Source organism: Microbulbifer aggregans (assembly GCF_001750105.1).
GTDB classification, from domain to species: Bacteria; Pseudomonadota; Gammaproteobacteria; order Pseudomonadales; family Cellvibrionaceae; genus Microbulbifer; species Microbulbifer aggregans.
Window position 1 is genome coordinate 412,266 of sequence record NZ_CP014143.1, and the last position, 14,537, is coordinate 426,802.

Consider the following 14,537-nt stretch of genomic DNA (forward strand, 5'->3'; position numbering starts at 1 on the left):
GAGGTAAGGAGAAGTTAGTGCGGTTCAGCAGTCTTGCAGCGATCGTCGGCTTACTGGCGCTGGCTGTTACCAGCGGTTGCGGCTATCTGCCCAGTGAGGACACCGTCCGCATGGCCGGGCAGCCGAGTGCTCACGCCCGCATCAGTGTCAAACCACAGACGGTGAGCTGTGGCACCCCGGCCCGGGGTTTCCGCACACTGGGCTTCAAGCAAGTCTTCACCTTCAACCAGAGCCAAAACCCGGCTTTCTCCGAGTCCAGCAAGCTGCCCGCCCAGTTCGATGTCTATGCCTATGTCTGGGGCCATCAGGACTGCCGCAAGACGAACTCCTGTGACAAGGGAGACTACTACTGGCTGATCGAACGCGGCCCGGGTAATGACTTCAGTACCTGGGTGGTCACACCTCAGTACCCCCACTTCACCATCCAGTCCAGTTGCCGGGGCCAGCTCAAGGTGGGTGAACGCTATCGCTTTTCCTTCAGTCGCGGCAAGCTGGTGGGCTTCAGTCGCTAGGCCCGCTCAGCCTCTTCCACTTCGACCGGGACCAGTTCCGCGGCGCGACGCTTCAGGTAGCGATAGATGGCGTCCTGGGACCGACACCCCTTGTCGCAGAAATCCGCAATGCGGGTATTGCTCTGATCCGCATCCAGTATCCGGGCCTTCTGGTCATCGCACCACTGCAGCTCCATGATTTTTTTCACCGTCTGCCGCTGGCGTTCGTCGACGATCGGGAAAGTCACTTCCACCCGGTGATCCAGATTGCGGGTCATGAGGTCGGCGGACGAGAGCCAGATCTGCTCGTCGCCACCGTTGTGGAAGATGTAGACCCGCGCATGCTCAAGGAATTTGTCCACCAGGCTGATCACCTGGATATTCTTCGACGCATCGCTGACCAGTGAACACATGCTGCGCACGATAATCCGCACCCTTACCCCGGCCGAGCCTGCGCGATACAGCCGCTCGATCACCTCTTCATCTACCAGGTTGTTGCACTTGAAGAACAGCTCTGCCCGCTGTCCCGCCCGGGCGGCCTCGATCTCCCGGTCGATGGCCTGCAACAACGTCTGTCGGTTCGTATAGGGTGAAACGGCTATATTCTGGTAGTCCGGACGCAGGTGCGGCTGCTGCAGAAACTGGAATACATGGAAGGCATCACGCCCGAGGCCCTGATTACTGGTCAGCAGACTGAAGTCACAGTAGACCCGCGCGGTACTCTCGTTGAAATTACCGGTGCCGAAATGGCTGTAATAGCGGATCTCGCCCTCTTCTTCCCGCAGGATCGAGATCAGTTTGCAGTGCACCTTGAGCCCGGGCACGCCGTAGATCACTTCCACCCCCGCATCCTGCAGCTCATTGGACCAGTGGATATTGGCCTGCTCGTCAAAGCGCGCCTGCAATTCCACCACCGCCACCACTTTCTTGTTGTTGCGTACCGCGTTGACCAGTGCCGCAACCACACGGGAATTCTTTGCCACCCGATAGAGATTGATGCGGATTTCCCGCACCTTGGGATCGATGGCAGCGGAAATCAGGAAATTGGTGATCGCGCGGAAGTCGTGATACGGATAGTAGAGTAGCTGGTCTCCGGCACGCAGCTGATTGAAGATACTCTCGCTTTCCGGCAGGGTCGGGATCGGCTTCAGCGGCTTGTAGCGATGTTTGGCGGAATCCGCCGGAAAACGCATGAAGTCCTTGGAGTTATGATAGCGGCCGCCGGGCGTATAGCTGTCATAGCGACCCATCTTCAGCTTCTTCTTCACCAAGTTGAGCAACACTTCCGGCATGGCGGCGTCGTGAGCCATGCGCACCGGGTCTGCCTGCTTGCGCTTTTTCAGCGACTTCGCCACCCGGTCGACAATATTCTGGGTAATCCCCTCGCCCAGCTCGAGCTCCGCATCGCGACTGATCTTGAACATGTAGGCTTCCGCCTTCTGGATCGGCAACACATTGCGGAACACTTCGGCGAGGCAGGCGCGGATGATGTTGTCGAGAACGATATAGACCTTTTCCTGCTTGCCCTCCCGCGGTGGAATCACGACGAAACGCGGCAGGGTATCGGTGGGGATTTCCATTGCGGCGAAACGCTCGCAGCCATCCTCCAGCTGCAGGTAGATCGCGAAATAAATGCTCGCTTCGTTCAGCAGCGGCATGGTCTCGCGGTCGTCGATAAAGAAAGGCTCCAGCTCCGGCAACACCTCGCTGTGGAAATAATTCTCCACAAACTGGCGCTGTCGCGGTGTCAGCTGGGTTTCGTTCACCAGGTGGATATGATGCTTGTCGAGGTCGGACAGCACCTGGGTATAGGCGGCAAAGGAACGACGCTGCAAGCGCAATACCCGATCGTTGATCCGATCGAGCAGGTCGGCAAACTGCGTCTTTTTTTCTTCGCCCTTGGCAAAGGTAGCCACACGTCGCACGTCGGCCACACGCACGCGGAAAAATTCATCGAGGTTACTGGAAAAAATACCGAGAAAGCGCACACGCTCGATGATCGGGACCGATTCGTCCTCGACCTCCTGCAGCACGCGCTCGTTGAAAGACAGCCAGCTTAGCTCTTTAGGGTACAGGGGAGTATTATCGGCCATTAGTATACTGCTTGGGCGTGTGTCCGGCCCGGAAGACAACAAAGAAGCCAGCAACAGGGCTCCGGGCGCTTTTAGTCTAAATAGTAGGGTATTTTGCTACATTCAGATGAAACTTTCGTGACAGGGTGGAAACAGGTGCAAGACACAGAGCGCTATGCAGCGCTGGATCTCGGTTCGAACAGTTTCCACCTGCTGCTGGCGGAATTTCGCAACCAGCGCATGGTGCGCCTGCATACGGACAAGGCCATGGTGCGCCTGGCCGCAGGCCTGGATGAGGAGCGCAACCTGGATCCCGCCGTCGCGGAACGCGCGCTCGAGGCGCTGGTCCGCTTCCGCCCGGTGCTGACCGGACTACCCACAGACCATGTGCGCGTGGTGGGCACCAACACCCTGCGGGCAGCGGCCAACGCCGACGGTTTTCTGCAACGGGCGGAGGATATTCTCGGGGTACCGATCGAAATCATCAGCGGCATCGAGGAGGCGCGGCTGATTTTCAGCGGCGTGCTCGCCGCCGGTGATGGTCCACCGCGCGCCCGCTGTGTAATCGATATCGGTGGCGGTTCCACGGAACTGGTGCGCGGCGAAGAGAAACCATCGAAGCTGGAAAGTCTTTATATGGGGTGCGTCTCCTACAGCCGGCGCTTTTTCCCCGAAGGCGCAATTCGCGACAAGAAAACCAATCATTTCGAACGGGCCCGCCGCGCAGCACGGGCAGAGTTGCAGGGCCTGCAACATATGGCCGAAGGCGTCGAGGTCGTCGGCGCATCTGGCACGATCAAGTCCGTCGCCCGGGTACTTAACGGCGGTGACCTGGGGACAATCGAGAGAAAAGCCATCGACCGCCTGGCGGAACAGGTCGCCTCGGCCAAGCATGTGGATGACCTGGACTTGCCGGGCCTGGAAGAGGAGCGGCGTCCGGTATTTGCCGCCGGTCTCGCCGTCCTCCACGGTATTTTTTGTGAACTGGATATCCGCGAGATGTCCGTCTCACCCTATGCGATTCGCGAAGGCATCGTCCACGACCTGGCCGGCCGCCTTCATGGTGGTGATCGCCGCGCGGATACGGTCGCCACGCTGATGGAGAGCGGTCAGATCGATACGGCCCAGGCCCGCCGCGTGGGCGATACCGCCACGACCCTGCTCTCTCGCCTGCAAGAGGATGCTCCGCGCGCCACGGTGCAGCGCCTGCGCTGGGCCGCGGACCTGCACGAGATCGGGCTCGCGCTCTCTCACAGCGCCTTTCGCAAGCTCGGTGCCTATATGGTGGAAAATGCTGACCTGGCCGGCTTCGGCAGCAGAGAACAGGAACACCTGGCCCACCTGATCCGCAACCAGCGCGGGCGCATCAAGCCTCCACGGGAACACTACGGCTTCCACCCGGACCCCAACCTGTTACTCAGCCTGCGCCTGGCCTGTATCACCCACCGGGACCATATCGATCGCGATATCACCGACTGGCAGCTGGAGGCGAAGAAAAACCGTTTCCAGCTCACCATCCCTCAGGCCTGGCTGGACCAGCAGCCCGCCATCGAGGACCTGCTTTATCAGGAGATGGAGCACTGGCGCGACCAGCCGCTCCCTCTGAAACTGGACACCGTTTAAGTCAGAGCGGAGGCCAGCTGGCTGACCGCTATTCCAGCCCCCTACAATGAAAAGATATGAAGCTCAGTGACGTTTCCCTAAGCCACCATTACGCCAGCCTTGGCGATGCCTTCGGCACGCCGGTATCACCCACGCCGTTTGCGCACCCCAAGCTGATTCACGTGAATCCGGCAGTGCTTGAGCAGCTGGGTATCGATCCAGCGGAGGCGGACAATCCCGCCTGGGCGGAAATCGGCGCCGGTGCAAAGTTGCTGCCGGGCAGCCGCCCTTTCGCAATGAAATACACCGGCCACCAGTTTGGCGTGTATAACCCAGAGCTGGGCGATGGCCGCGCGCTTCTGCTCGGCGAAGTGCAAAACGGCGAGCACAGCTGGGAACTGCACCTGAAAGGTGCCGGCAAGACACCCTACTCCCGCTTCGGCGATGGCCGCGCGGTACTGCGCTCGACCATTCGTGAATACCTGGCCGGAGAGGCACTGCACGGCCTCGGCATCCGCACCACGCGGGCACTTTGTATCGTCGGCAGCGATGAGCCCGTTACCCGCGAGCGTATCGAATCCGGCGCCATGCTGATTCGCGTGGCAGAGAGCCATGTGCGCTTCGGCCACTTCGAATACTTCTTCTACACCCGCCAGCTGGAAGCACTGCAGAAACTGATCGGCTATGTCTGCGAGCGCTTTCTGCCCGAGGCGAAGTCGCTGCCGGTGGCCGAGCAGGCTGAAGCGCTGCTGCACTTTACCGTCGCCCGCACCGCCGAGCTGGTGGCAGCCTGGCAGGCGGTGGGTTTCGCCCATGGAGTGCTGAATACCGACAATATGTCGATCATCGGCGACACCTTCGACTTCGGCCCCTACGGGTTTCTCGACGACTACGAGCCCGAGTTCATCTGCAACCATTCAGACCACACCGGACGCTATGCCTTCGAGCAACAGCCGGGGGTGGCGCTGTGGAATCTCAACGCCCTGGCTCACTCACTATCAGCTTTTGTCAGCGCAGAAACCCTGAAGGACTGTTTGGAGGAATTCCAGCCGCGCCTGGTGGACGCCTACGCGGCGCAGATGCGCGCCAAACTCGGCCTGGAACAGAAGGAAGACGGCGACCAGCAGCTGTGCGCCGACCTGCTGCAGCTACTGGCCGATGCCCGCGCCGATTACACCTTGTTTTTCCGCGCCCTGGCCCACTACCGCGGCGAGCGCCCCGCGGCCGCGCTGCAGGAGCTGATACCCGAGGCGCAACATGACGCTCTGGAAGCCTGGCTGCATCACTACGACCAGCGCCTGGCCCGGGACGGCGGCGATTCCCGTAGCCGCAACCGCGCCATGCTGGCGGCGAACCCCAAGTTTATTCTGCGCAACTACCTGGCCCAGCGGGTGATCGAGGCGGCCGAGGATGGCGACTACCGGCCACTGCGCACCCTGTTCACCCTGCTACAGAGCCCCTTCGACGAGCACCCGGAGCACGAGACCTGGGCCGCGGCGCCACCGGAATCGGGCAAGCATATGCCCATCAGCTGCTCCTCCTGACAACGATGCTTCTGCTGCCAGTGGCTACACTAAAACAAGATTCCTTTTTTACATGATGACTTGGTGTAAGATCCGGGTCACAACTGATAAGGGGCAAGCACCATGATGAGAAACCTGCTGCTGGCAGCCTGCTGCCTGCTGTTCGCCGTACAGGCCAGCGCTGCCGATGTGCTGGGCAAATGGCGCACCATCGACGATGAGACCGGGCAGCCGAAATCGATCGTCGAGATCTACCAGAAGGGCGGTAAATATTACGGGCGGGTGGTGGACCTGCTGATGAAGCCGGATGACACCGTGTGCGACAAGTGCCCCGGCCCCCGCAAGGGCCAGCGCATCGTGGGAATGAACGTGATTACCGGTATGGTAAAAAACGGCGATGTGTATGAGGGCGGGCAGATCCTGGACCCGAACAAAGGCAAGATCTACGACTGCAAGTTCTGGCTCGAGGGCAAGGATCGCCTGATGGTGCGCGGCTACCTTGGCTTCTTCTACCGCACCCAGACCTGGTACCGGGTCAACTGATTCGCTGTTTGCGCAACCACCGGCGGCCTGGCTCTCAGGCCGCCGACTCCACGCCTTTCTCTTCGCGCGGGTTTGCCAGCAGGAACACCAGTGGAATAGCCGCCAGGCTTACCCACATCAGCATCTGGAAATCGTTCACATAGGCGATCTCGGCTGCCTGGCGCGTCACCTCTCGCACCACCGCCTCCGGCAGCGCTGCCAATGCCTGCGCATCCAGATGGCCCGGTATCAGGTGATCGGGTACCGCCAGCCGCTCTCCCAACTGCTGCTCATTGATCCACAGGTTGCGGGTCAGCAGCGCCATCACGATCGACACCCCGATACTGCTGCCCAGATTGCGGGACAGGCTGAAGAGTGCCGTGGCCTCACCGCGCAATGCTGCGGGCAATGTGGCATAGGCCAGGGTCGAGATGGGCACAAACACCAGCCCCAGACCCAATCCCTGCAGGGCGCCGGTCCACACCAGCGTCGACTGGCTTACCTGCAGGTTGAAGCCCGCCATGATCTGTAGTGACAGGCTCACCAGCAGCATGCCGACGATAACCAGCGCCCGCCCGTCAACGAAGCGCAACAGCCGCCCCACCAGCATCATTCCCAGCATCACACCGACACCCCGTGGCATCAGCACCAAGCCGGTGGTCACCACCGGGTAGCCCTTCCACTGCTGCAGGTAGGATGGCAACAGGGCCAGGGTGGCGAGCAGGATGATGCCCACCACGAAAATGAACGCCAGCCCGGAGACATAGTTGCGGTCCCGGAACAGGGCCGGCGTCAGGAAAGGCGCGCGATTGGTAAAGGAATGCACCAGGAACAGCCACAGCCCCAGTGCCGAGGCGATGGCGTACAGCTGGATCTCCAGCGACTCGAACCAGTGCACCTGCTCACCGCGGTCCAGCAGCATCTGCAGGGCACCTACTGCCAGCGCAATCAGCCCGAAGCCGAGAGCGTCAAAACGGGTTTTGCTGGTCTCATCAGCCGGCAGAGATAAGTAAATGCCCACAAATGACAGGATGCCGAGCGGCAGGTTGATATAGAACACCCAGCGCCAGGAATAGTACTCGGTCAGCCAGCCGCCCAGGGTCGGGCCGAGAATGGGGCCGAGCATCACGCCCATACCCCAGATGCTCATGGCCGAGGCGTGCCGTTCACGGGGATAGGTGTCGAGCAGAGTCGCCTGCGACAGCGGCACCAGTGCGGCGCCAAATACACCCTGCAGCAGACGCCACAGGATCATTTCATTCAGGCTGCCGGCCTGGCCACAGAGCATGGAAGTGACGGTGAAGCCGGCCACCGACCAGAGGAACAGCCGCCGGCGACCAAAGCGCTGGGACAGGTAACCCACCGGCAATGTCATGATCGCCGCGGCGACGATGTAGGAGGTCAGCACCCAGGTGATCTGGTCACGTCCAGCACCGAGGCTGCCCTGCATATGGGGCAGCGCCACGTTGGCGATGGTGGTGTCGAGCACCTGAATGACCGTCGCCAGCATGATGCTGGCGGTGATCATCTGCCGGCGCGCAGGGCTCACCGGCTGCGCCACATTCATTAGAACAGCACCACCCGGCCGTCCGTACCGCCGGCAGCGCGCGCGGAGACCAGTTTCGCGTCCTCACTGGTGTCGATGCGCACCCGGGCACTCATACCAGCGCGCAGCGTAGGTGCCTCTTTCGCGGGCAGCAGTCGCAGGCGCACTGGCACCCGCTGCACCACCTTCACCCAGTTGCCGCTGGCATTCTGGGGCGGGATCAGCGCGAACTCACTGCCGCTGGCCGGGCTGACACTGTCCACCTGGGCCTGCCAGTGGAAATCCGGATAGGCGTCCAGCACCACTTCTGCCTGCTGGCCGGCCTGGATTCGCGCCAGTTCGGTTTCCTTGAGGTTGGCCTCCACCCACAAGCCGTCGCTGCCGAGCATGCTGATCAGGCCGACACCGGCGCGGGCCATCTCACCGGGCTGGGGAATATCGTTGGCGATCACCCCGTCCATGGGCGCGAGGATGCGCGCACGGGAGAGCTGATAGCGGGCCTTGTCCAGCTTGGCCTGGGCCACCTTCAGATCTGCCTGCTCTTCCAGGGGTAACTCGGGATTACCGCCCAGCTCCGCACGCAGGCTGGCCAGCTCTTCGGTATTGATGGCGATCTGGGCCAGCGCACGGTCCAGCTGCTGGCGCGCCTCGTCCAGCTCTGCCTCGGACAGCGCCACGCGGCCCAGCTTTTCACTGCGATTCAGCTGGCGGCGGTAATAGTCGGCATCCTTGCGCGCCTGCTCCAGTGCGGCTGCGGATTCGCTGAATTCCGCCCGCCGCGCCAGCAGCTGGTTACGCACCTGCGCCAGGTGCGCCTCGGCTTCCGCCACCGCCAGCTGAAACGGCGTCTCGTCCAGCTGCACCAGCAGGTCACCCTTCATTACCTGCTGATTCGCGCGCACGGCCACTTGAGCCACTACACCGCTGACTTCCGGGGACAGGGAAACCTTTTCTGCCTTCACATAGGCATTCTCGGTCTCCACACTGCTGCCACCGCCGAACAGGGCCCAGGCCAGCGCCACGAGCGCCACCGCGATACCGGCCCCGAAGCCGATCTTGCGCGCCGGCAGTTTTGCCAGTTGTTCTACCACTTGCTCACCCCTCAAAATTCGATCCGCTGCCCCCGGCTCAAGCCAGGTTGCCCCGCAATTTGTTCAGCAGCTGCTGCAGCTGCTCCACCTCTGCCAGTGAAAAGTCCTTCAGCGCCTGCGAGCGGGTCTCCTTGGCCAGACCACGCAATACCTCCAGCGCGGGCTGGGACGCTTCGGTCAGGAAAATACGGAAACAGCGCCGGTCGGCCGGGTCCTGGCGCCGCTCCACCAGCCCCTCTTCCTGCAGCTTGTCCAGCTGCCGTGCGAGGCTGATGGGTGCCACGTCCATCCGTTCCGCCAGTTCCGCCTGCTTCTGCCCCTGCTCACGGGCCAGGTGCCACAGCACCTGCCAGCGGGAACGGCTGAGCCCATGGGCCTTGGCCCGCCGGTCAAAATTGCGGCGCAGCAGGTGCGCGGCGCTGTGGAGCTCGAAACTCATCTTGGCCGCGGTCTCGTTGACCGGCTGTTCAAGCTCACTGTCCGCCAGTGCGGACTGGTAGTCGGTTCCCATAGGCTCCCCTTTTTATGAGGGCGCGTATTATAAGCATGCTTATGATGTGTGCAAGGCGGCCAGCCCAGGTACGGCTGCACGACTGGAATTAATCGCGAAGGAGAAATAGGAAGGGCATCTCGCCGCCTGCTGGCGGCCAGAAGAAATGTGCTGAAAGCCTTGATTAGTGACTATTCAATAGAAATCAGCGCAGTGACCAGCGCCTTACCAGCACCCTGAAACAAACCGCTCATCGCCGACAATTGACGGAACGCTTAAAGCAGCTATCAATTTTTTCGTTTGAAAAATTAATCGTCCCTCTGAATCCATATGACTTTGAGGACTCAATACAGGCGGAAAGGAGCGCCCTCAACCGACTGGAACACCCCTTTTCTCCTCCCGGACATTGGGACTCAATTGTTTTCGAGTAGTACTCATGAATATTGGAAACTCTTCTTTTCTGATCCCAATCCTCAAACCCTATCGCCACAAATAGAACTAACAGGGCACCAAACAAAAGGAGCGCATCCCTCACCCAGCTCGAACTGAAACCCTTAAACCGAATCAATACCCGCCCCCTATTAACTCCCGCGGCAGAGGCCGCTTACTTTGTGCAAACTGGAAATGATAGAGGGTGTTCAGCGACTCACGTAAAATACGCGCACAGCAAGATGTCCCAGCCCTTATAGTTTGACTAGCACTTAACGCCCACGGCAGGAGCGGCCGAAGCGAAGCGTAGGCCGTCCCGCAGAGTCCTCAGGGGCTGACGCAAACTGCTTGTGCTTGTTATGTTTTTGCACATGCTAAGTCCTGCGCCACCGCCAACCTTACTTGATTCATTTTGCTTAGCCCGTTGAGATAGGACTTTAACTCACTCCTCTCCACTATCGGAGGCTTAGATTTGTCGCACTTATCGACTTCTACTTTAACTATATACGAGCCACCTATTAAAACAGTGTATAGGCCCTCGCACTGCTCAGGAACCCAATGGAGAATATAGGCATTTTTGGGCTCATGGCCTCCAGCCTCTAATGCCTTCCTTAGCATTGAGCCAGAATCTTGGAGCGCATCGTTGGAGCGGGTCAATTCATCGCGAAAGTCACTTTCCATTTTACTTCCGATGAGTTTCATCTACTCGATGCCTCGAGAAATATAACGCCGCCGGCAAGGTAACCTGTCCTACGGAGGTCCGCAGGCCCGGAGCAAGTTGCCCGGCCTTGTTATGGAGCGCTACCACGAGACATGCTCCATGGCATTTCTGTACGAAGAAAGAGCTTTATAGGTAGCCACTTTAAGAGATAACTTTTGCCTCAACACCTGGTACAGAAATACTGGCAGCAGCAAAAAAACAAAAATTACCCCCTGCGCCACCAATCCGATAATTACTATCCCGCTTCCGAAACCCTCGCCTAGGAAAAATATCAGTATTAGTAAATTAATAGCACCCAGCACCCATAAAGCACGACGGGCGTCCTTCACCAACACATCTTCTACTTTTTCCTTTTGCTTATTGCTCATAGCTGAAAAGCTTCATAACGCCGCCGGCAGGGGCAGCCTACCTTGCGCAATTTTTTATGCAAAAAGGCAACATAGCCACTTGCGCGAAACGTGCACAAGGCAAGCTGTCCCGCGGAGGGCCCAAAGCCCAGAGCAAATTGCCCGGCTTTGTTAAGTGTTTTAGACCATTTGGTTACGACCATATCAATACACCCTATTAGAATCTTTATATCTCCTCATTTCTTTAGGCGACTGAGTTATGCCTACGATAGTTGCAGGGTCGAAAGGCACTAACTGTGATACGCTACTGCTGTTACATAGTTCGGATAAAGTAGCATCACCCGCTCAAAGGTTTGCCCTCAACATCTTTTACCGTGACTACCAATACGCCTTGCTTAAACTCCTCCAACGGCCCATTTTTTGGACAACATCCTTCGGAATTTGAAGCTCTTTTAGCGGGCAAATTATTGGCATACAAATTTGCACATAATGCCCCTTGCAGTGCCTTGTTAGAATTCCCTAGAAGGTTACTTCAAGGTACATATCCAGCGGAAACTCCATTTTACATGGGCTTCCATTACATGTTGCATTATCAAAGTCAGTGTTAAACAGGACTACAGTAGCCAGCTCGGCCATTTTTTTGCTCGGCGCTTTATAGACATCTACTTTTTCAACTTTACCGTGCTCACTGATCATTGCGATCGCGAATAACTTCCCCTCTCTCTTGTGCTTATGGTGCCCCCTTATAATTGGCAAATATATATCTTGCAGACCATTTTTGGGGAATGGTGGAATTTCCGTTGATTGTAATCCACCATAGTTATTCGCAAATAGATTCTTTTCAGCCTGACTCAATTTCGCATAAGGCTTATCAAATGGGAGGCTACTAACAGCATCTTTAGACTTAAACTTAGTACCGACTGGCGCATCTCCTTCAATACTATATTTTTCATCCGCCGTCACAAAAGTGGACAATACCAGAGCAATAAACACTAAAATGAAGTACACCTTTTTCATCACCCCCCCTTAAAACTCCAATAATTTATTCAAAGGCCATTGGCCTTATATCCCTTGGCCACTATTTCTTCAGGCAACCTACAAGACAAGCACCAAATGCCCCTGACATCAGTGACTTGGCGCTAATAAAATTTTATCGACTAGAAATAACTACACCTTGGCTCAAGCCGGCTTGCTCATCTGATGAGCCATTGAGCATATTTTCAGGCACTGGAAAGTCAATGACTTACGAGACTTTTACTGTAAATAGAAGACTAAGCACTATATTTCTTGCCCTACGCGGTCTGATAGACTGGGGATATTCAAAAAAAAAGCCCTGCCGGTAAGGGCAGGGCTTTTCGTTTCTGCTCGGGTAGTCGCTGGTTTATATCGACCAACCCATCGCACTTGTCGCTACTTTTCTACGACCTCAATCCGATCCACCTTCTGGAACCCTCGCGGCAGCTTGTTACCGCGCCGGCCGCGTTCGCCGATGTAGTGATCCAGTTCGGAGATCTTGATCTTGGTGTGGCGCTTGCCGGCGTGGATCACCAGCTGGGCCTTGCCTTCCAGTACCGCAACGCCGACAACGATCTCGTCGCGGCTGGCGGCGCGGGCGGAGGGGATGTTGACGATCTTGTTGCCCTTGCCCTTCGACAGCTCCGGCAATTCCGATACGGGGAACACCAGCATGCGGCCCTCACTGGTCACGGCGGCCAGCAGCGCCTCGTCCGGGTTTTCGATTTGCTGCGGTGGCAGCACGCGGGCGTTCTTTGGCAGGGTCAACATGGCCTTGCCGGCCTTGTTGCGCGATTGCAGGTCGGCCAGTTTCGCCACAAAACCGTAACCGGCATCGGAGGCCAGCAGCAGGCGCTGGTCGTCCGCCCCCATCAGCAGGCCTTCGAAGGTCGCGCCGGAGGGCGGGTTGATGCGGCCGCTTAGCGGCTCGCCCTGGCCGCGGGCAGACGGCAGTGTGTGGGTGGCGATGCCATAGCTGCGCCCGGTGCTGTCGAGCAGCAGCGCCATCTGGTTGCTCTTGCCGCGGGCGGCCAGCTTGAAGTGGTCGCCGGCCTTGTAGTTGAGCGAGGTGGGGTCGATCTCGTGGCCCTTGGCGGCACGGATCCAGCCCTTGTCGGACAGCACTACGGTAATGGGATCGGAAGACAGCAGGTCGGCGGCATCGAAGGCCTTGGCCTCGCCGCGCTCCACCAGTGGCGAGCGGCGCTCATCGCCGAACTCGTCGGCGGCCGCGAGCAGTTCTTTCTTGATCAGGGTCTTGAGGCGACGCGCACTGTCCAGGGTTTTGGTCAGATAGTCGCGCTCTTTTTCCAGCTCCGCCTGCTCGCCGCGAATCTTCATTTCCTCGAGGCGCGCCAGCTGGCGCAACTTGGTGTCGAGGATGTATTCCGCCTGGGTGTCGGTGAGTTCGAAGCGGTCCATCAACGCCCGCTTGGGCTCGTCGTGGGTGCGGATGATCTCGATCACCTCATCGATATTGAGGAAGGCGATCAACAAACCGGCCAACAGGTGCAGGCGCTTTTCCACCTTGTCGAGGCGGAACTGCAGGCGACGTCTTGTGGTAACGGTACGGAAGCTGAGCCACTCGCTGAGGATCTTGTCCAGGGACTTCACCTGCGGGCGGCCGTCGATACCGATCATGTTGAGGTTGATGCGGTAGCTCTTTTCCAGATCGGTGGTGGCAAACAGGTGGTTCATCACCTGCTCAAGATCCACACGATTGGATTTGGGCACGATGACCAGTCGGGTCGGGTTCTCGTGGTCGGACTCGTCGCGCAGGTCGGTGACCATGGGCAGTTTCTTCGCCTGCATCTGCGCGGCGATCTGCTCCAGCACCTTGGAACCACTGGCCTGATACGGCAGCGCGGTGATGACGATATCGCCATCTTCCTTGCTCCACACCGCACGCATCTTCACCGAACCGCGGCCGGTCTCGTAGACCTTATGGATATCCTCGCGCGGGGTAATGATCTCCGCCTCGGTGGGCATATCCGGGCCCTGGATGAACTCGCACAGCTCGGACACGGTGGCCTTGGGGTTTTCCAGCATGTGTACCGTGGCATCGACCACTTCACGCAAATTGTGCGGCGGGATATCGGTGGCCATGCCCACAGCGATACCGGTGGTGCCGTTCAGCAGGATATTCGGCACCCGCGCTGGCAGTACTGCCGGCTCGTCCATGGTGCCGTCAAAGTTCGGCTGCCAGTCGACGGTGCCCTGCCCCAGCTCGGACAGCAGCACTTCGGAGTACTTGCCCATGCGCGATTCGGTGTAACGCATGGCGGCGAAGGATTTGGGGTCATCCGGCGAGCCCCAGTTGCCCTGGCCGTCCACCAGCGGGTAGCGGTAGGAGAAGGGCTGCGCCATCAGCACCATGGCCTCGTACACGGCGCTGTCGCCGTGCGGGTGGTACTTACCGATCACGTCGCCCACGGTACGCGCGGACTTCTTGTATTTGGCGGTATTCTTGAGGCCGAGCTCGCTCATGGCGTAGACGATGCGCCGCTGCACCGGCTTCAGACCGTCGCCAATATTCGGCAGGGCGCGGTCCAGGATCACGTACATGGAGTAATCCAGGTAGGCCTTCTCGGTATATTCCTTTAGCGGCAGGCGCTCGGTCGCCTCATACACGGAGGGTTCGGTCATACTGCATCCGTCTCGTTATTCTGTTCGGAAGAGGCGGATTATG

General features: G+C 58.8%; 11 protein-coding genes. 4 read left to right on the forward strand and 7 right to left on the reverse strand.

Annotated features, from left to right (window positions below):
• Positions 1 to 17 precede the first annotated feature (17 nt).
• Positions 18 to 512 (forward strand): hypothetical protein, encoded by a 495-nt coding sequence (locus AUP74_RS01790; protein WP_069946055.1) that lies wholly within the window; start codon positions 18 to 20, stop codon positions 510 to 512.
• Here AUP74_RS01790 and ppk1 read toward each other — a convergent pair.
• Positions 509 to 2,584: a polyphosphate kinase 1 gene (ppk1, locus tag AUP74_RS01795; protein ID WP_069946056.1), complete on the reverse strand. Its 2,076-nt coding sequence runs from the start codon at positions 2,582 to 2,584 to the stop codon at positions 509 to 511. The genes AUP74_RS01790 and ppk1 overlap by 4 nt on opposite strands.
• Positions 2,585 to 2,701: 117 nt before the next feature.
• Here ppk1 and AUP74_RS01800 point away from each other — a divergent pair, with 117 nt between their 5' ends.
• From AUP74_RS01800 to AUP74_RS01810, 3 genes are all read left to right on the forward strand, one after another.
• Positions 2,702 to 4,186: a Ppx/GppA phosphatase family protein gene (locus AUP74_RS01800; protein ID WP_226999859.1), complete on the forward strand. Its 1,485-nt coding sequence runs from the start codon at positions 2,702 to 2,704 to the stop codon at positions 4,184 to 4,186.
• Positions 4,187 to 4,242: 56 nt separating this feature from the next.
• Entirely contained in the window at positions 4,243 to 5,709 is a 1,467-nt protein-coding gene (locus AUP74_RS01805; protein WP_069946058.1) for a protein adenylyltransferase SelO, read from the forward strand.
• Between the two features lie 102 nt (positions 5,710 to 5,811).
• On the forward strand, positions 5,812 to 6,231 hold the full coding sequence (locus AUP74_RS01810) for a DUF2147 domain-containing protein (protein WP_069946059.1): 420 nt from the start codon (positions 5,812 to 5,814) through the stop codon (positions 6,229 to 6,231).
• 34 nt (positions 6,232 to 6,265) lie between these two features.
• Here the strand turns inward: AUP74_RS01810 and AUP74_RS01815 are convergent, their stop codons facing one another.
• From AUP74_RS01815 to parC, 6 genes are all read right to left on the reverse strand, one after another.
• Positions 6,266 to 7,777: a DHA2 family efflux MFS transporter permease subunit gene (locus AUP74_RS01815; protein WP_069946060.1), complete on the reverse strand. Its 1,512-nt coding sequence runs from the start codon at positions 7,775 to 7,777 to the stop codon at positions 6,266 to 6,268.
• Complete coding sequence (locus tag AUP74_RS01820) at positions 7,777 to 8,847, reverse strand: HlyD family secretion protein (RefSeq protein ID WP_226999860.1); 1,071 nt, start codon at positions 8,845 to 8,847, stop codon at positions 7,777 to 7,779. Before AUP74_RS01820 ends, AUP74_RS01815 begins: the two co-directional genes overlap by 1 nt.
• A 37-nt stretch (positions 8,848 to 8,884) precedes the next feature.
• Positions 8,885 to 9,358: a MarR family winged helix-turn-helix transcriptional regulator gene (locus AUP74_RS01825; RefSeq protein ID WP_069946061.1), complete on the reverse strand. Its 474-nt coding sequence runs from the start codon at positions 9,356 to 9,358 to the stop codon at positions 8,885 to 8,887.
• Positions 9,359 to 10,567: 1,209 nt separating this feature from the next.
• A complete protein-coding gene (locus tag AUP74_RS01835; RefSeq protein ID WP_069946063.1) occupies positions 10,568 to 10,855 on the reverse strand; it encodes a hypothetical protein in 288 nt (95 codons plus the stop codon).
• A gap of 498 nt (positions 10,856 to 11,353) precedes the next feature.
• Positions 11,354 to 11,851, reverse strand: coding sequence for a hypothetical protein (locus AUP74_RS01840; RefSeq protein WP_069946064.1), 498 nt, complete (start codon positions 11,849 to 11,851; stop codon positions 11,354 to 11,356).
• 393 nt (positions 11,852 to 12,244) lie between these two features.
• Positions 12,245 to 14,494 carry a DNA topoisomerase IV subunit A gene (parC, locus tag AUP74_RS01845; RefSeq protein WP_069946065.1) on the reverse strand — a complete coding sequence of 750 codons (2,250 nt, stop codon included), beginning with the start codon at positions 14,492 to 14,494 and terminating at the stop codon, positions 12,245 to 12,247.
• Between the last annotated feature and the right edge of the window lie 43 nt (positions 14,495 to 14,537).

Coding starts and splice junctions, on each gene's coding strand:
- ppk1 (WP_069946056.1), bottom strand. CDS start 2,584: ATGGCCGATAATACTCCCCTGTACCCTAAAGAGCTAAGCTGGCTGTCT.
- AUP74_RS01810 (WP_069946059.1), top strand. CDS start 5,812: ATGATGAGAAACCTGCTGCTGGCAGCCTGCTGCCTGCTGTTCGCCGTA.
- AUP74_RS01825 (WP_069946061.1), bottom strand. CDS start 9,358: ATGGGAACCGACTACCAGTCCGCACTGGCGGACAGTGAGCTTGAACAG.
- AUP74_RS01840 (WP_069946064.1), bottom strand. CDS start 11,851: ATGAAAAAGGTGTACTTCATTTTAGTGTTTATTGCTCTGGTATTGTCC.
- AUP74_RS01835 (WP_069946063.1), bottom strand. CDS start 10,855: ATGAGCAATAAGCAAAAGGAAAAAGTAGAAGATGTGTTGGTGAAGGAC.
- AUP74_RS01815 (WP_069946060.1), bottom strand. CDS start 7,777: ATGAATGTGGCGCAGCCGGTGAGCCCTGCGCGCCGGCAGATGATCACC.
- AUP74_RS01805 (WP_069946058.1), top strand. CDS start 4,243: ATGAAGCTCAGTGACGTTTCCCTAAGCCACCATTACGCCAGCCTTGGC.
- parC (WP_069946065.1), bottom strand. CDS start 14,494: ATGACCGAACCCTCCGTGTATGAGGCGACCGAGCGCCTGCCGCTAAAG.